Below are 16490 nucleotides of genomic sequence, written 5' to 3' on the forward strand. Positions count from 1 at the left end.
GTTGTCTCCACAGTTGGCTCGGAGCGGGTTGTCTCCACAATTGGCTCGGAGCAGGTCGTTTCCACGATCGGTTCGGAGCGGATCGTTTCCACGATCGTCACCACTCCGTACAGAAATTCTGCGTCGCGTAGACTTCTCCCTCCTCGGAGAGGTAGACGCCGACGCCGGTGCGATCCCACGACTGGCTCTGGCCGTTCTCGAGGATCGCGTCGCGGTGGTCCGGCGAGTTCATCCACTGGACGACCAGCGCTTCGGCGATCCCTTCTGCGGTCTGGTACTCCGCGGTCGTTTGTTTGTCGGGAACTTCGACGGGGCGCTCGAGCCAGTTCATCGCCAGGTTCTCCCCGTAGCTTCGACAGTAATCAGCGACGTCGTTGTACCGATCGTAGGGATCTTCGCCGTCGGGGTTCGTGTGGGAGAAGTAGTCTCGGTCGTGCATGTCCTCGCTGTGGGCTCGGGAGACGGAGGCGATCGTGCCGTCCCACTCGAGGGCATCGAGGTCGTGTTCGGCGCGCCGATCGTTGACCTTCGCGTGGACGAAGTCCTCGACGGATTCGGACGTGACCGTCTCGACCTCGGTTTCGTAGCTCGTGGCGTTCGGATCGCCGGGATCGGTGACGTCCGGATCGCGCTCGCCGGCCGGTGGCGGATCCCCGCTCGGTGCGGGAAGATCGTCGAACTCGCCGAAATCGTCGATGAGCGCCGGACCGGCCGCTATCGCTCCGATGGCGAGCCCGGACAACACCGCGAGCGCGAGGAGGAGTCGAACCGCAGACGCCAGTCGAGACGCGCCGCTCGAGGACGATTCCGGTTCGTCGATGGATTCTGCACCGGGGGAATCGGTCGGTGGGCCAGGGCCCATTCGTTTCTATCGAGACGCCCGAGTACTAAGACGTTCATGGTTACTCGCAGAACATGATCTCTGACGCACATTCTGATTCGTCGCACTACAGCGCCTGATCGACCGACACTGCGTTGTGCTCAATCACTCTGCGGCGCCGACTCGTCACCGGTGCCGAAGATAGTCTCGTGAAAGCCGATCACCAGTCCGGGGACGACGGCCATGAAGAGGTGCTCCTCGAGCGGGATACCGGCGATATCGATCCCGGTACGGAGTTTGATGTCGAAGACACCAATCTCGAGCGTGTACCGATCCCAGACGTAGGCGACCGGATACAGGGCGAGAACCGTCACTGCAGCCTTTCGGAGCGCACTCGCTCGGCGCAAGAGCGCGAGCGCGAACGCGCCCCAGAACAGTTCAGTCACGAGGTAGGTGTACCGGCCGAAGACACCGATATCGGGTACCATGGACCTCATACATCTCCAGTGCAAAAAAAGCGTCCCCCCGGAACCGTTCGTGACAGGCGGTATCTTAAATACCCCGGCGCGAGTACCTCCACCCGTAACGATGGATATCGCTGATATCGCCACCAAAGACTTCATCGAAGTAGATGTCGGAACGCGCATGGGGAAAGTCCGTTCGACCTTCGAGAACGGCAACCCCAAAGGAATCATCGTCACCGACGACGGGGAGTACGAAGGCGTCATCAGCGAGCGGGAAGTCCTTCAATCCCACGTCGAGGACGACGCAAAAGTCTCCGCGCTTTTGAAGCCAAGTCGAAACTCGCCGGCCCCGAAACTCGACCGCTACGAGGACGTTCGCGAGACCGCACGACAGCTCATTGAGAGCAACTCGAAAGTCGCGCCGGTGTTCGAAAACGGCGACCTCTGGGGTGTCATCAGCGGCGACGCGATCCTCGAGGCCGTCCTCGAGAACCTCGACACGCTCACCGTCGGCGACATCTACTCCGACGATCCGATCACGGTCGACGAGAACGACGGGATCGGCAAGGCGATCAACTACCTCCGGGAAAACGGCATCTCCCGGCTGCCGGTCCTAAACGAGAACGGCTACCTGACCGGCGTCGTCACCACCCACGACATCGCGGACTTCGTCATCCGAGAGAACGAGCGGACGACGACCGGCGACCGCGTCGGGGACAACGATCGAATGCTCGACGTGCCGGTCTACGACATCATGAACAGTCCCGTCGAGACGACGACCCTCGACACGACGGCGAAGGAAGCGGTCGAGGAGATGCTCGACGACGACTACGCGGGACTGATGGTTACGCCCGACGACGACGATCGCGTCGTCGACGGCATCGTGACGAAGACGGACGTCCTGCGCGCGCTCACCTACACGGAAGAAGAGCACATGGACGTCCAGATCACGAACGTGTCCTTGCTCGACACCATCACTCGAGAGTCCATCACGGAGAGCATCCAGGCGGTCGCGGACAAATACCAGGAGATGCAGGTGATGCACGCCCACGTCCGCCTCCACCAGCACAACGAAAAACTCCGCGGCACGCCGCTGGTGCAGGTACAGATCCGCCTCCGGACGAACAAGGGACAGGTCGCGGGCACCGGCGAGGGCTACGGAGCCGAGAACGGCTTCCGCGTCGCGCTCGACAAACTCGAGCGCAACGTCCTCGAGATGAAAGGCATCGCGAGCGACGAGGAGTACCGCGGCCAGCTGCTGCGAAAACTCAACGAAATCTGAGCCGACGGTGCGGGTCGATCGGTCTCTTTTCTTGGCGCATCGATGCAAAGCGACGGTGGCGTATCAGCGCCGGTTCGACGCCGCTCGATCGGAATTTCGGTCAGTCGTGCTTCCCCTCGACCGGCACCCCCGACTCGTCGTGCTCTCCTCGATCAGAAGCCCGACCCATCGTTCCTTCCTTCGATCAGAAGCCCGACCCATCGTTCCTTCCTTCGATCAGAAGCCCGACCCATCGTTCCTTCCTTCGATCAGAAGCCCGACCCTGAGTTCTTCTCCGTTGTTCGCTTCGAATGAGGTCTTTCCCATTTTCAATCACCCAATTCCCACTACTATGCTGACATATAAAACTCTTGCGCCGCTCGAAATACCGATCAGTTCGCATTGAAAGAACTTGATTCGCTCATCGAGGACGGCGTGTTTAGTTCACGGTCCGAAGCGCTTCGGTATGGCGCCCGCCTTATCGCTCGCGAAGAACGACAAGCACGGCTCCACGACCAAACCGACGCCGAAGCGCGTGCGGATGTGAAAGAGCGCTTGGAGCGAAAGCGTGTACCTTGATACCGATCCCGTTCTCGCACTCTTGAAAACCGACGACTGGGTCGCAAGCACAGTTGACCTCGAGGCATCGACGAACCGAAGACGTCGGTCGCGACGGCGATCGAGGTTCAGCACGTGATGGAAGATACCTGGAGCAAACAAGGGCTCTCGAATAGCCACACCAAGATTGCTAACGAGGGTATCGAATTAGTCTCGTTGACCGTCGACATGATGGACGCTGCTGGCGAGTTGCGACAGACGTACAATCGGCTCAATGTCTTCGACGCGGTCCATCTTGGGACTGCATACATACTCGAGGGACCGATTGTGTCAATCGATACGCTCTATCCTGATATTGACGAGATTGAACACTTCGATCCGCGCGACCTCGAGTAAGCAGTATGAGGGTGTCATAGAACAGGTCACATACCCTCTCTGTGACTGCTCGACCAGCGGTACGTACAGAGGATGTAGTCAGCAGCCTGTCTCGTGTAGTTTCCGGCATTCGGGGGGAGTCACAGGCTCGTCACAACAGCACCGAATTCAGTCCGACTGCTACTCTCACCCGATGAGAAGTTCAGGGGCGAAGAAGAGGGCAACGAGAAGCCCCACCTGTACGAAAATTGCTGTGAGTCGCAGAACACCAGCCGCTCGTCCTCGGGATTTCGGAAGGGACTCAGCGATTCCGGACAAGGCAGTCCCAACTATCGCAAATAGCACCCAACTGCCCACTGTCGAATTTCCCATAATCACGTAATATACATAGATACCCGAGAGAAGGAATGCTCCACAGAGCTGAACCAGTGCAAAGAGACCGCCAGAAGGCTCGCTAAATACGGTTTCGTCGATGGAGGACATGTGTGAATAGGTGCCCCTCGAAAGGATAAGTATTTGTGGCATTTCCTCGCCATCTACAGGGATATTCTATCGCGCCTAGTGAACGGTGCCGACGACTCTACTCGGTTCGCATCTGTAGTGTGTGTATTTCACGCTCAGATAGATCTGGATAATAGAATTTCAACAGTGATATACTCGAGTTGTATGACACGAATTGCTACTGCATCTTGACCGCCACTACTGCTGGCAACACTGATTTCCACACCGCTCACGGGTCACTGCGTTCCCCGTTCGCACTTCGAGATCCTCACTCCGTTCGGATCTCGCACTCCCCAGCCGATTCACTCACTCGTGTCCTCGTTCGTTCATCCCTCGCGCAGGTTCCACTCGCGGATCGCTATCGCGATCCGCTCCCGAGCGCACGCCACTGCACGTGACTTGTCCGGGATGGTGAACTCCGCCGTACTCTGTTCTGGTCGATCCAGGAACCAATTTCGAGTCTACTCGAGCGAACCGAAGTCGATCGAGCGAGAGTCGTTAGTCGTCTTTCGCTCGTCGGAGACCAACGAGAACCGCGAGCAGCAGCGATCCGACCGCGACCGGCACGCCGAACCCGCTCGCGCCCAGCACACCCTCGCCGACCTCGAGAGTGCCCGTATTAGTAATGGTCGGCGACGGACTCGCGGGTGTCGCCGCGGAGCTGTTCGCAAACGTGAGTTCGCTCTCGCCGTCGGCGGCGTCCTCGCTGGCCCGAAACGTGATCGTCGCGACGGGTGCGGTGTTCGCGACCCCGTCGTCGGGCGACTCGAGTGCGGTTTCGACCGAGACGGTGCCCGCGTCCTCGTCGACCGCGCTCGAGCGGTCGACCTCCGAGTCGGTCGGCTCGTCGCCGTCTTCGAACCACGAGCCGTGTTCGACGTCGACGACCGAGAACCGATCCGCGTCGTAGTCGACGGTAAAGCCCGCCTCGCTGAGCCCGTCGCCGGCGGGGGTCCGATTGGCCGCGAGGACGACGTCGACCGCGACGGTTTCGCCGGCGGCCACGCGCGCGTCGTCCGGCTCGAAGCTGTAGACGGCGGGGCTGTGTCCGGCGCTGACCGGCGCGACGACGAGGCCGGCGGCCAGTAGCAGGATTGCGAGCACGACTGCGACTCGAGTGCGCGTCGCCGTCATGAGTCGATCGAGTCCGGCACCATCAGTTCGACCGGGGGCATGTCGAAAAACGCCGTGTCGTACCCCTGGTGGCGCGCGACCTGCGGGAACGAGTCGATCTCGATCGTCACCGTCGAACCCGGTTCGACGCCCGCGAGCGCGGCCCCGTAGTGGATGCCGTACTCGCCGTCGATCGTCTGCTCGAGCGCGACGGCGCTATCGGTTTCGCCGCCCGAAACGGTGGCCGTCATGGCCATATCTGCGAGCGGGACCCGGTTGTAGGGCGTTCTGGGCGAGACGAGGAGATACCGCTCACCACCCTCGACGAACCGCGACCCGGACTCGAGAAGCCGCGTCACGAAGACCGCGTCGCCGCTCGTGGCCGCGTCCGCGCCGGAACTCGGCTCGAGACCGATTCCGGGATACTCCTCTGCGGGCGGCAGCGCCGAGAACTGAACGTGTCCAGCGTCTTCGTCGTCGCTGTCGTTGTGGCCGCCGTTTTCCATATCTCCGCCGTGGCGCATCGGCTCGAGCGCGCCGGGTTCGCCCCACTCCTCGCGATCGAGGTACTCGACCCGGGCGGGAATTTCGTTGCGGAACGCCGCATCGTACTCGAACTCGAATGAGGCGGTCTCCGTCTCTGCGAACTTGCCCTCGAGTTCGCCGGTCGTCCGCACATCGAGCGGCGGGATCGTCAACTCGGCGGTGTAGGTGCCGTCGTCGGCGAGCGGGACGTTGTCGCCGAAGTGAAAGCCCATCTGCTGGGAGATCATCGTCCAGAGCGTTCGCGGCGAGCCGATCCGTTCGCCGTCTTTCGTGACCCGAAGCTGTGTCCCGCTGTCGATGGGGAGCACGACGCCCGTTTCGGTGTCCCAGACGACGATCATGAGGTGGACGCCGTTGCCGTCGTCGGGTTCCTCGCGTTCGATCTCGTCGCCGCTGATGATCCAAAAGGGATGGACGTACGAGAGCATCGGCGCGAGCGTGTACTCGCCGGCCTCGACCGGCTCGAGCATCTCCATTGCTTCCCGGTGTGTCGGCAGGTATACCGCATCCGGTTTGTCCTGAATCTCGTAGAACTGGGGGAGCGTGGGGTCCCCGCTCCCGTCGGCGGTCTCGTCCTCGACCTCGAGGGTACACCCCGCTACCGCGACAGCGCCCGCCGCCGCGCCCGCTTGCACGAGAAAGTGCCGTCGATCGATTCGCCGGTCCATGTGCGTTCTCAGCCGTTGGTCGCTTGTAACCGTTCGCTTTACCGCCGACGGTCGTCTAGTACGGCCGATCGTCTGTCATCGGCGGTCGTCTGGAATCGATGCTCGTCTCGTCCGTCGACGGTCGTCGTACGTTCGGCGTCATCGTGCTGTCGGGCCGCTGGGACGGCGATCAGTCGGGCCTCGGTGTTGGAAGCGCCCGACGCGACCGGGGCGGGAGGAGATAGTTCCCGCGCCGACCGACGAAGATGTAGCTACGAATGCCGTTGTTCTGGCTGATCCCAACGTCGAGGTCGGCCCCCGTCATCGCCTCCCGGACCGCCAGAAAGTCGTCCATCTCCCGCTGGAGTGATAGAAAATGAGTGCCGGGAGCATCGCCGTCGACCGTGTTAAAATCTCGCCGGAGGATGATCTGCTCGCCGTCTTCGCGCGCCCGCGCCGCCTTCTGGGCGTGGCCGACGACGCCACGATTCCGCGCGTCGGCCTCAGTGTCGTCGATCTGCTCGTCGGTCAGTCCGTTCGAGGTCTCGAGCGCTTCGCCGACCTCGCCGACCTGATCCTCGTCGTGGTCCGGACTGAACGTCTTCATCACGCGCTGGGCGTGACTTTCCTGTTCGAACCAGACGTCGAGCTGGACGTCGAGCGACGAGAGCTGCTGGGTCGCCCCGCCGGCGAAGGGTCCGTCCCGAATCGTGACTCGGTCTTCGGTCGCCTGACTCTCCCGAAACCCGGATCGAAAGCCCATGAAAAACGGTGCCTCCTCCGGGACCGAGTCCGGAACGCCGTCGACGTCGGTGTGTTCGGCCGGCAGCCCCGGACCCACGAACCCGGTTCGGCGGCGCTCCTCGAGTCGCTCGAACACCCCAGTTAGATCCGTCTCGATTGGCTCGCCGTTTACCGTCTCGAGTTCTCCGAAGAGCGCTTTTTCGGCCCGGAGCACGACCTCGGGGTGATCGCTGGCGAGGTGGAGCAGTGCATCGAACTCGTCGAACGCGGGATCTTCCCGGTCCGTCAGCGCTTCCGGCACGGGGAGATCGACCGTTTCCGGGAGCTCCCCGTCGAATCGATCGAAGTACGACGGCGTATACCCTACCGTGAACAACAGCCCGTCGTTGCTCCATTCGTAGGCTCGCTCGAGTGTTTGCAGGCTGCCCTCGACCGTCTCCGCTGGCTCCGTCAACGAATCTCCATCGTCCCTATCGGCGGGGTCGCTCGCGAGCGAGAGCGCAACGAGTACGTGGTGTTCTGGCGGTCGTACGTTGCCGTCGTCGTCGGTCTCGAGGAACTCGTTCCAGGCATGTTGGCGCGCTGGAAGCGAGTCTGGGTCGTCGGTTCCAGCGGGCACGTCGACTTCCCCGCGCTCGTCGAGACAGGCGCTGATGGCGCTGGCACCGCCGACCGCGACGACCGCTCGGAGGTAGTCTCGTCGGGAGAGTCCGCCACGCTCGGGAATCGTCACTAGCGGAACGTTGGCCTCGAGAAATATATATGTGTATTTCGGGGACTCGCCATCGAAGCCGGATTCGCAGCGTCGTCGCCGCCACGGGATTGACTTGCCCCTCGCGTGCGCCACCCCCAGCGTTTTGACCGGCGTCGTGGTGGGAGTCAGTATGGTCGCTTCCGAACTGCAAAACGCCCGAACGAAACTCGAGGACGCCGCCGACACCGCCGAGGACGATATCAGTGACGACCTCAGTGAGGCCGCGGGGGAATTCGGCCGACTCGAGTCGGAGACGGACCGCGTCGATCACACGATGCTCGACGACCACCTGAACACGCTCAGGCAACTGCGCGAACGCGCAAGCGGCGAGACAGAAGCAGCCGTCGACCGGGCGATCGAGCACGCCGAGACGTATCGCAAGGATCTCGAGCAGGCCTGAAAACGTCGAACTCTACGAGCCGGAGCGAATTCACTCGAGCCGATCCAACACGGCCTCTTTCTCGTAGGCGAGCGTCAGCGACCGCGAGCGACCGCGGCCGTCGATTTCGGCGTAGTCGGCCTCGATCAGGCCGAGCTGGTCGAGTTTGTTGACGATTTCGGAGTAGCGCGTGTAGCCGAGGTCGGTCTCCTCGCGGAAGGCGTCGTAGACGGCGCCGGCCTGTTCGCCGTCGTTGGTCGCGATGACCTCGAGCAGGGCGCGTTCCGTGTCGCTGAGTCCCGAGAGGCTCTGCGAGAGGCTCACGTATTTCGACTTTTCGTAGGCGGTTTCGACGTCTTCGCGCTCGACGACGCGGCTGGCGCGCATTTCTGCGGTGAGTCCCGCCCGCCGAAGCAGGTCGATCCCGACCCGGAGGTCGCCGCTTTCTGCCGTTAGCTCGGCGACGTACTCGAGCGTGTCTCGGGAGATGACTCCGTCGTTGAACCCCTTTCTAACGCGCTCGTCGAGGATGTCGACGATTTCGGGCTGGTCGTACACCGGGAAGTAGACGTCTTCGGGGCGGAAGACGCTCTGGACCCGCGAGTCCAGTTCGTCGATCACCTCGAGGGTCGGATCGGAGGAGACCACGACGACGCCGATCTTCGCGCCGGGGTACTCCTCGTGAGCGCGAAGCAACGAGTAGAGCGTGTCGGAGGCCTCGTTCTCGTAAAAGAGGTAGTTCACGTCGTCGAGCGCGACGACCAGCACGCGGTCTTGCTCGACGAGTTTCTCGGCGATCTGGCCGAACAGCTTCTTGAAGGAGATGCCCGACGAGGGCGGTTCGTAGTCGAAGGTTCCCTCGAACAGCCGCGAAAACACCGAGTACCGCGTCGAGTTGACCTGGCAGTTGACCCGAATCGTTCGAATGTCGCCAGTCTGTGCACCGACCTCGTCGAACAGCTTTTGAATCGAAGTGGTCTTGCCCGTTCCGGGCGGTCCGCGGACCATCACGTTCAGCGGGCGCGACCCGCGAACCGCGGGCCGCAAGGCGTATGTCAGACTCTGGGTCTGACTCTCGCGGTGTTTGAACGTCTCGGGAACGTAGTCGATCTCGAAGACGTGTTCGTTCCGGAACACGGATTCGTCCCACGACAACATCCCCTCGTCGGGGTCCCCATCCATTAGTTCCACCACGCTTTCGGAGCTACTTAGTTGTTTTCGGCGTACGCGGTTCCGTTTCCGATTCTTTCGGCCGATTTACCCCACGAGGAGCGATCAGCTATCGCGGTCACTCGAGAGCCGCCGACTCACTCGAACTTCTCGAGCAATCGATCGTAGAAGACGGCCTCGCGCTCGTCTGCTAACTTCTCGACGATCAGTTCGGGCGTCGAGCGCGCGAGATGGTCTTTGATCGGCGAGCGGTTGACCTCGAGTTCGCCGTCGACGAGTCCCACTGCCTCGATGCCGTCGACGGCCATGTCGTAGGCCGCCATCTCGCGGATTTCGCCTGCGAGGTGGGAGACGAACACCGCCGTCGCGCCGTTTTCCGATAACGCCTCGAGTATGCCCGCGATGATCTTCGCCGACGCGCCGGGTTCGGTGATACTCTCGAGCTCGTCGACCAGCACCAGCGAGCCCGCCCCGTCGCCGGCTATGTCGGCGAACTGCCTGACCGTTGACTCGAACGCGCCCGCGTCGAGGGTTCCCTGGGTTTTGGCGTGATAGTGCATCGACTCGAAGCGCTCGAGTCGAACCCGATCCGCGGGGACCGGCAACCCCATGTGTGCCAGTACGACGACGCTCGCGACCAGATCCAGCGTTGATGTCTTCCCGCCGCTGTTGACTCCCGACAGGAGCGCGACACCCGAGACGCCGTAGTCGACGGGTTCGATCGCCTCGAGCGGTTCCGACAGCAACGGCGACCGGCCGCCCTTGATCTCGAACCCGCGGTCGTCAGCCGACTCGTTCGAGTTCACCGAATCCGTCGACGCGGCTGACCCCGTCGATTCCGCCAACCCCGCCGATCCGCCGACAAACTCGGGCATCGTACACTCGAAATCGCGCGCGAAGCGAGCGATAGCGAGTTCGACATCCAACTCGAGGGCGTTTCGAACGAGATCCGCCGCGGCCCCACGCTGATCGGCAAGATCGGCCGCCAGTTCTCGTTTCAGTCGCGCTTCGCGGCGCTCTCTGGTCGCTGTGAGTTCCTCGCGGAGTCGAGAAACGGTGTCCTCGTCGCGTTCGACCGGAAACGTCGGCTCGTCTCCGAACGTCCGCCGCGCGATTTCGGCCTCGCCCGCGTCGAGGTCGAGCGCGTCTATCAGGTGTTCGCGGGCGGCCGCGACCGCCTGTGCGTACTCGTCGGCTAGTTCTCGAGAGAGCAGCGAGTCGACGCCCGCGCCCTGTTCGACCAGCGAGAGCAGGTCCGCCCCCTCGATGGTCACGTCCTGTTCGCGGATCGCCTGTCGGAGGTGGTCGTTCGCGACGGATTCGGCCGCCCCGACCGATACCTCGAGGTCGTCGACCGCCGTCGCGAGTCGATCCAGTTCGTCGTCACCGGCGACGGTGCCGTCGTCGTTCACCCGGGCGAGTCCGGCTTCGAGCGCCGCGAGGTCGCAGTCGGTCTCGAGGTCGGCGTTGCGGTGGACGGCGATCGCAGCCCGCAAGCTGTCGCGGTTGCGGGCGAAAAAGGCGACCGAGCGTTCGGGGACGATCTCCGCGGGATTCTCGAGGGCGTCGGGGCGGACCTGCACGTCGCCGTCGACGGCGACGCCAGCGAACGTCTCGTCGATGGCGATCACCGTCGAGTAGCCGCGAGCGAGTTCGGCAAGTCCCTGGGCGTCTTCGACCACTTCGACGGAGAGTTCCGGAATCGCCTCGCGAGCGGCGGTGTATCGCTCCGCGTCGGTCGTCGCGAGACACCGCTCGCGAACCTGCACGTCTCCCCCGCGCTTGAGGGGTTCGACCCCTTCGAGCGCTTCCAGCACCGCCGGATCGGGATCGCGTTCGATCGCCTCGCGAGCGAAGGTCTGTACCTCCTCGATCCGCGACTGACAGGGGCTCGGGTAGATCGTCTCGAGACGCTGGGCGCCGTACTCCGTCACGGTACGTTCTTGACACAGCGAGAGCACCTCTCGGTAGACTTCGCGTGCGCGTTCGGTCGCGAGGAAACCGCCGGGGTCGTCGTGTTTGCGGCGGATCGCCCCGCGCGCGATGCGGGCGGCTCGCCCCTGCGTGATTCCCGGTGCCTTCGCGAGCGCCGCCACGTCGCCCGATTTGAGCGCCCGCTCGGGTTCCTCGAGCGTCGCGAGCGACCGAGCCGTCTTCTCGCCGACGCCCGGAATCGTCTCGAGTTCCATCGACCGGCGTATCCCATCGAAGCGAGAAAAAACCCCCGCCCGCGCGGTCATCGCCAGCGTCGAGGATCGCTTGAACGCCGACCCCTTCTGACGCGCCTTGCCCTCCCCAACCGATTCGTTCGCTCGCAGGCTCACGGCGTCGCCGTTCGCTGTTCCGCGCCGCTCACTCATTCACTGGAAGGCGCTTCGCGACTTGCAGGCCGTTCGGTCACTCCGTGACCGAAGACAGTCCACGGATGACGGCGCGCTCTCGGCGTTCGGGCACGCCGCCAGCGCGCGCCGATCCACTGGGAGTTGCGGACGGACACGGGAGCTGTGGGTTGACACGGGAGTTGCGGACGGACACGGGAGCTGTGGGTTGACACGGGAGTTGCGGGTGGACACGGAAGTTGTGGGTGGACACGAGAACTGTGGGTGTTGGAGACGAGATTGGTGGGGATCCTTCGGGCGTTGAATACGCGATACCACGGACACCAGAGTTTTTTCCTCGCTCGCCGGACAGTCAGGCGTGTCAACCGCTCGTCTCGCGCTCGCGCTTGTCGTGCTCCTCGCCCTCTCGGGCTGTGCGAGCGTCCCAATCGATCCGATGGGCAACGAACCTGACGCGCCGAATACCGCGAACGTACACTCCGAGAATCCGTACGGGAAGGACACGCTCACTGTCGGCCTCGACACCAGCGCGGCCGAGCGAAACGTCACTCCGCTCGTCGCGAACGCACTCGCATACTGGGAGGAAAACGCGAGCGAGTACGCGGGCTATCCGATCGAGTACACGCTCGAGCCCGACGCGACGAATCCCGACGTACAGATCGACTGGCGGGAGAACATCACCGCCTGCGGTAGCTTCGATACGCGCACGATCGGCTGTGCGGATCTCGTCACCGATCGAGCACCTGCGACGACCGAGATCGCCATCGAAGCTGGCTGGACGAACTCGAGCACCGAGGACACGCTCATCCACGAACTCGGGCACACGCTCGGACTCGACCACGACGACGAGCCCCAGCCGATCATGCAGGCCAGCGGGAGCGTGACGCCGGCCGAACAACGCCCCGAGGTCACGCTCTTGCTCGATCGGGAGTACCACGACCACGAGACGGCCCGCGAGCAAACCGAGCGCGCACTCGAATACTGGGACGAGTGGGCCGACGGCAATCTCGAGCAAACCGTCTCGTACGACCTGCAAACGACCGAAATCGACACCAGCTCCGGGTCGGAGAGTACCACCGATCCCTCTCGATCCGATTCGATCGATGCCGACCGCCCGGCGAACGTCTCGATCGTCGTCGCCGACGACCGCGAGTACTGTGACGCGAACGAATCTACCTCGTGTACGGGTGTGTCAGAACCCGAAATCGCGACCGACGACTACAGCGTGGGGCTGGCGACTCCCCGCGCGGATACGATCGGCTGGTTCGTTGGCTACTATCTCGGCGCGTTCCACGGCCTCGAGTCCGAGGAGTACCCCGAGCCGTTCCAGACTCGAACCGTCGAACACGTCTCGGGGGAGTGGTGGACCGACGACTGAAAGTGGGCTAGAGGGTCGCCTGCAGCAAGAAAAGCGTCGCGTTGTAGCCGCCATGGATCCACATCACCAGATAGAGATTGTTGTACCGCTCGTAGAGCCAGCCGAATGCCAGCGACAGGACGAAGACGACCCCGAGCGAGACGACGGCGGCCGAAAGCGTCGTCGTGAGGTACGCCAGGAGGTGCAAGCTCGAGAACAGCAGCGAGGTCCCGATGATCGCCCCGGTCGAGCCGAACGCGGGGCGCATGTAGTTCTGGATCAGCCCCCGGAACAGCAACTCTTCGGCGGGGCCGATCACGAGAATCGAGATGACGGCGAGTGCGACGTAGTAGTACGGCGAGACGTCGCCGCCGATCAGCGAGTGTTCCGAGGCAGGGATCCCGAGCGCAGAACTGGCCAGCGAGAGCGCGGCCTGGATGACGACGAGTCCGGCGATGGCGAGGAGACTCACGCCGATCTGGCGGCGGGTCGGCCTCGAGAGCCCGAACTCCGGTTTCGGTATCCAGCCGCGAGCGGCCGACAGCGCGGCGAGCCCGAACGCGCCCAGTCCCAGTAGTCCCGATTCCAGGCCGGCGAGGAGGACGTAGCTCTCGCCCTCCATGATCGCGTCGAACTGTTCGATGTTGCCGGTGGTCGCGGCCAGGTAAAGCATGGCACCGATCATCAGCACGATGAGGACGGCGAACGTGAAGATGTACGCGCCGATGATGTACCCGATCGATCCCAGCACCGCGATCAGCCCCGACCGCGAGGGGGGACCGGTTGGCGGGGACTGCTCGGGAGCACTCGGCGGATTCGACTGTGGGTCGTCCATACTGACTATCGGGGGATCAGAACGAAGAACGTGCCGGTCGCGGAAGGTCCGAACGGCGAGTGGGCCGCTCAGTTCTGACCGTTCAGAGTGATGTCCGAGACGCCGATGATCCGGTCGTCGGCCTCGAGTTCGTCTCGAGCGGCCTCCGGAACGTCGCTGTCGACGTTGTAGACGGTGAGCGCCTCGCCGCCGATGGTCTCGCGGGCGTTGAACATCCCGGCGATGTTGACGCCGTGTTTGCCCATGATCGAACCGATGAGGCCGATGACGCCCGGTTCGTCGGTGTTTCGCGTGATGACCATCCGACCGTGGGGGATCGCGTCTACGCGGTAGCCGTCGATGCGGACGATTCGGGGATCGTTGCCGGCGAAGAGCGTCCCGTCGACCGACAGCTCCGAGTCGCCGTTGCCGACGGTCACGGAGACCAGACTCTGGAAGTCGGCGGCTTGTCGGGTCTTCGATTCGGTGACATCGACGCCGCGGTCCTCTGCGATCTGCGGTGCGTTGACGGTATTGACCTGCCACTCGAGCGGTTCGAAGACGCCCTTGAGCGCACTCGCGGTGACGAACTCGACGTCTTCGTCCGCGATGTCGCCCTCGTAGGTCACCTCGACGCTCTCGGTGCGGCCGTCGAGCAGCTGGGCGGCGACCTTCCCAGCGGTTTCGGCGAGATCGATGTAGGGCTCGACGCGCGGAAACGCGCTCTCGTCGATCGAGGGGGCGTTGAGCGCGTTCGCGACCGGCTCGCCCTCGATGGCGGCGACGACCTGCTCTGCGGTCTGGGTGGCGACGTTCTCCTGGGCGGCCTCCGTCGACGCGCCGAGGTGGGGCGTCACGATCACGTCGTCGACGAAAAGCAGCGGCGAGTCCTCGGAGAGCGGTTCCTCGGCGAAGACGTCGAGTGCGGCCCCCTCGAGGGTGCCGTCTTCGACTTTGGCCGCGAGCGCGTCCTCGTCGACGACGCCGCCGCGGGCGCAGTTGATCAGGTAGCCCCCCTCGAGCAGCTCGAGTTCCTCGTCGCTGATTAGTCCCTCCGTTTCGGGGGTCAGCGGCGTGTGGACGGTAACGAAGTCGGCCGCCTCGAGACACGCTTCGAATTCGACGAGGTCTGCGCCGATGCGCTCGGCGCGGTCCTCCGAGATGTACGGGTCGTAGGCGACGATGTCCATCCCCATCGAGTCGAGCTTCTTTGCGACCTCCTGGCCGACGCGGCCGAGGCCGACGACGCCGAGGGTCTTGTCGTCGAGTTCGGTCCCGAGGTAGTCGCTTTTGGCCCACTCGCCATCCTTCAGGCGGACGTGGGCCTGCGGGATCGATCGCGCGGCCGCGAACGTCATCGCGACGGTGTGTTCGGCCGCCGCTCGAACGTTGCCCTCCGGCGCGTTCGCGACGATGACGCCCTCGTCGGTCGCGGCGTCGATGTCGATGTTGTCGACGCCGATGCCCGCACGGCCGACGATCGCCAGTTCCTCGGCCGCGTCGAGGACCGTCTCGGTGACCTCCGTCCCGGAGCGAACGATGAGTCCGTTGGCGTCCGAGACCGCCTCGAGGAGCGCCTCGCCCTCGAGTTCGTATGCCGTTTCGACATCGTAGCCGGCGTCCGTGAGGACCTCGAGCCCCGCGTCAGCGATCGGATCCGTAACCAGAACCTTCATGCGCGAGTCAATTGCGTCGACAGGGTAAACCCTTCCGTTGTGTCCGAAGCTGGCAAAAACTACCACGGGTGCGGATTGCTGGGGTCGCGGAACGACTTCGTTCGGCTTTCCGAACGGACAGCACGGTTTTGTCCTCTGGCCGCGTACTGGATTCGATTACCCGTGACCCCTCGAAAAACCCAACTCCCAGATAGGAAACGCGCCCGGAGCCGCCAGCGCGCTCTCAGCGCCGAACTCGAGCAGATGACGGCGCGCCTAGAGGCGACCGAACGCCGCCTCGGCCGCCTCCAGAACACCGTCAACGCCGTCGCCCGCGAGGCCGGCGTCTCGATGGACGGCCCCTGTGGCCACTGCGGTCGGAGCCACCTCATCGTCGCGGACGGCACGCTGCGTTGCCCCTCGTGTGGCTACCGACGGTCGCTATAGGGGCCGCTCGAGACGCGAGACGAGAACCGCGTACGGACTGTCGATCTCTCGGAGTCCGGACGAGCTCCCGGGGTTCGTCTCTCACGATCGGTGGTATTTTTCTATCGCGGGATAGTGGTGCGTAGTATGAACTACAGCGAAGTCGAGACGGACGCGGAGTACGTCGCCCGCCTCGAGACGGGCGCGGATTGGCGGGCGGAGATCGAATCGCTCGCGGCCGAGGTCGACGCCGGTGCGGCGTGGTTTACCGCCCTCGGGGCCGTGCAGGACGCCGAACTCGCCTTCTACGATCAGGGCGACCTCGAGTACTACACGATCGACGCGGACGAGCCGCTCGAGGTCGCAAGCTGTGTCGGCAACGTCGCCTGGTTGGACGACGAACGGTTCGCCCACACCCACGTCGTCCTCTCGGACGCTGACGGCGAGACGATCTCTGGCCACCTCAACGAAGCGACGGTCTGGGCCGGCGAAGTGTACATGCGCGTCTTCGAGGACGATCTGGTGCGCGAATACGACGAGACGACCGCGCTCGATCTCTGGCTCTGA

Annotated in this window: 16 protein-coding genes; 6 read left to right on the forward strand and 10 right to left on the reverse strand. The window is 63.7% G+C overall.

What is annotated here, in order from left to right:
* Positions 1 to 97 precede the first annotated feature (97 nt).
* Together EL22_RS07720 and EL22_RS07725 are read right to left on the reverse strand one after the other, a co-directional pair.
* Positions 98 to 862, reverse strand: a complete 765-nt coding sequence (locus tag EL22_RS07720) for a CAP domain-containing protein (protein WP_050050959.1) — start codon at positions 860 to 862, stop codon at positions 98 to 100.
* 119 nt (positions 863 to 981) lie between these two features.
* Positions 982 to 1308 (reverse strand): lycopene cyclase domain-containing protein, encoded by a 327-nt coding sequence (locus tag EL22_RS07725; protein WP_050050960.1) that lies wholly within the window; start codon positions 1306 to 1308, stop codon positions 982 to 984.
* Positions 1309 to 1408: 100 nt separating this feature from the next.
* Between EL22_RS07725 and EL22_RS07730 the strand changes: the two genes are divergently transcribed.
* Both EL22_RS07730 and EL22_RS07735 read left to right on the forward strand, forming a co-directional pair.
* Entirely contained in the window at positions 1409 to 2566 is a 1158-nt protein-coding gene (locus EL22_RS07730; RefSeq protein WP_050050961.1) for a CBS domain-containing protein, read from the forward strand.
* A 675-nt stretch (positions 2567 to 3241) separates the two neighbouring features.
* Positions 3242 to 3499: a PIN domain-containing protein gene (locus EL22_RS07735; RefSeq protein WP_050050962.1), complete on the forward strand. Its 258-nt coding sequence runs from the start codon at positions 3242 to 3244 to the stop codon at positions 3497 to 3499.
* 165 nt (positions 3500 to 3664) lie between these two features.
* Here the strand turns inward: EL22_RS07735 and EL22_RS07740 are convergent, their stop codons facing one another.
* The 4 genes from EL22_RS07740 to EL22_RS07755 all read right to left on the reverse strand — a co-directional run bounded on the left by EL22_RS07740 (position 3665) and on the right by EL22_RS07755 (position 7762).
* Positions 3665 to 3961 carry a hypothetical protein gene (locus EL22_RS07740; RefSeq protein ID WP_050050963.1) on the reverse strand — a complete coding sequence of 99 codons (297 nt, stop codon included), beginning with the start codon at positions 3959 to 3961 and terminating at the stop codon, positions 3665 to 3667.
* Positions 3962 to 4477: 516 nt separating this feature from the next.
* Positions 4478 to 5113 carry a cohesin domain-containing protein gene (locus EL22_RS07745; RefSeq protein ID WP_050050964.1) on the reverse strand — a complete coding sequence of 212 codons (636 nt, stop codon included), beginning with the start codon at positions 5111 to 5113 and terminating at the stop codon, positions 4478 to 4480.
* Positions 5110 to 6306, reverse strand: coding sequence for a hypothetical protein (locus EL22_RS07750; protein ID WP_050050965.1), 1197 nt, complete (start codon positions 6304 to 6306; stop codon positions 5110 to 5112). Before EL22_RS07750 ends, EL22_RS07745 begins: the two co-directional genes overlap by 4 nt.
* A 169-nt stretch (positions 6307 to 6475) precedes the next feature.
* The gene (locus EL22_RS07755; protein ID WP_050050966.1) at positions 6476 to 7762 is read right to left on the reverse strand and encodes a Tat pathway signal protein; all 1287 of its coding nucleotides are present in this window, start codon (positions 7760 to 7762) and stop codon (positions 6476 to 6478) included.
* Between the two features lie 151 nt (positions 7763 to 7913).
* Between EL22_RS07755 and EL22_RS07760 the strand changes: the two genes are divergently transcribed.
* Positions 7914 to 8183, forward strand: coding sequence for a hypothetical protein (locus tag EL22_RS07760; RefSeq protein ID WP_050050967.1), 270 nt, complete (start codon positions 7914 to 7916; stop codon positions 8181 to 8183).
* A 30-nt stretch (positions 8184 to 8213) separates the two neighbouring features.
* Here EL22_RS07760 and EL22_RS07765 read toward each other — a convergent pair whose 3' ends face one another.
* Together EL22_RS07765 and EL22_RS07770 are read right to left on the reverse strand one after the other, a co-directional pair.
* Positions 8214 to 9344: an ORC1-type DNA replication protein gene (locus tag EL22_RS07765; protein ID WP_050050968.1), complete on the reverse strand. Its 1131-nt coding sequence runs from the start codon at positions 9342 to 9344 to the stop codon at positions 8214 to 8216.
* Between the two features lie 125 nt (positions 9345 to 9469).
* Positions 9470 to 11521, reverse strand: coding sequence for a helix-hairpin-helix domain-containing protein (locus tag EL22_RS07770; protein ID WP_050051256.1), 2052 nt, complete (start codon positions 11519 to 11521; stop codon positions 9470 to 9472).
* A gap of 508 nt (positions 11522 to 12029) precedes the next feature.
* On the opposite strand from EL22_RS07770, the gene EL22_RS07775 reads away from it, so the two are divergent.
* On the forward strand, positions 12030 to 13049 hold the full coding sequence (locus EL22_RS07775; RefSeq protein WP_050050969.1) for a matrixin family metalloprotease: 1020 nt from the start codon (positions 12030 to 12032) through the stop codon (positions 13047 to 13049).
* A 7-nt stretch (positions 13050 to 13056) separates the two neighbouring features.
* On the opposite strand, the gene EL22_RS07780 is transcribed toward EL22_RS07775, so the two are convergent.
* Positions 13057 to 13863, reverse strand: a complete 807-nt coding sequence (locus tag EL22_RS07780; RefSeq protein ID WP_050050970.1) for a CPBP family intramembrane glutamic endopeptidase — start codon at positions 13861 to 13863, stop codon at positions 13057 to 13059.
* A gap of 68 nt (positions 13864 to 13931) precedes the next feature.
* Entirely contained in the window at positions 13932 to 15518 is a 1587-nt protein-coding gene (serA, locus tag EL22_RS07785) for a phosphoglycerate dehydrogenase (protein ID WP_050050971.1), read from the reverse strand.
* Positions 15519 to 15680: 162 nt separating this feature from the next.
* On the opposite strand from serA, the gene EL22_RS07790 reads away from it, so the two are divergent.
* Complete coding sequence (locus EL22_RS07790; RefSeq protein ID WP_050050972.1) at positions 15681 to 15944, forward strand: hypothetical protein; 264 nt, start codon at positions 15681 to 15683, stop codon at positions 15942 to 15944.
* 126 nt (positions 15945 to 16070) lie between these two features.
* Complete coding sequence (locus EL22_RS07795) at positions 16071 to 16490, forward strand: PPC domain-containing DNA-binding protein (protein ID WP_050050973.1); 420 nt, start codon at positions 16071 to 16073, stop codon at positions 16488 to 16490.

Origin of the sequence: Halostagnicola sp. A56, assembly GCF_000691505.1 — an archaeon.
In the GTDB taxonomy this organism is placed as follows: domain Archaea; phylum Halobacteriota; class Halobacteria; order Halobacteriales; family Natrialbaceae; genus Halostagnicola.

Bases quoted from the DNA above. Each gene is read 5' to 3' on its own strand.
- EL22_RS07780 (WP_050050970.1), bottom strand. From the start codon at position 13,863: ATGGACGACCCACAGTCGAATCCGCCGAGTGCTCCCGAGCAGTCCCCG.
- EL22_RS07795 (WP_050050973.1), top strand. From the start codon at position 16,071: ATGAACTACAGCGAAGTCGAGACGGACGCGGAGTACGTCGCCCGCCTC.
- EL22_RS07730 (WP_050050961.1), top strand. From the start codon at position 1,409: ATGGATATCGCTGATATCGCCACCAAAGACTTCATCGAAGTAGATGTC.
- EL22_RS07725 (WP_050050960.1), bottom strand. From the start codon at position 1,308: ATGGTACCCGATATCGGTGTCTTCGGCCGGTACACCTACCTCGTGACT.
- EL22_RS07770 (WP_050051256.1), bottom strand. From the start codon at position 11,521: ATGGAACTCGAGACGATTCCGGGCGTCGGCGAGAAGACGGCTCGGTCG.
- EL22_RS07745 (WP_050050964.1), bottom strand. From the start codon at position 5,113: ATGACGGCGACGCGCACTCGAGTCGCAGTCGTGCTCGCAATCCTGCTA.
- EL22_RS07740 (WP_050050963.1), bottom strand. From the start codon at position 3,961: ATGTCCTCCATCGACGAAACCGTATTTAGCGAGCCTTCTGGCGGTCTC.
- EL22_RS07765 (WP_050050968.1), bottom strand. From the start codon at position 9,344: ATGGATGGGGACCCCGACGAGGGGATGTTGTCGTGGGACGAATCCGTG.
- EL22_RS07760 (WP_050050967.1), top strand. From the start codon at position 7,914: ATGGTCGCTTCCGAACTGCAAAACGCCCGAACGAAACTCGAGGACGCC.
- serA (WP_050050971.1), bottom strand. From the start codon at position 15,518: ATGAAGGTTCTGGTTACGGATCCGATCGCTGACGCGGGGCTCGAGGTC.
- EL22_RS07720 (WP_050050959.1), bottom strand. From the start codon at position 862: ATGGGCCCTGGCCCACCGACCGATTCCCCCGGTGCAGAATCCATCGAC.
- EL22_RS07750 (WP_050050965.1), bottom strand. From the start codon at position 6,306: ATGGACCGGCGAATCGATCGACGGCACTTTCTCGTGCAAGCGGGCGCG.
- EL22_RS07735 (WP_050050962.1), top strand. From the start codon at position 3,242: ATGGAAGATACCTGGAGCAAACAAGGGCTCTCGAATAGCCACACCAAG.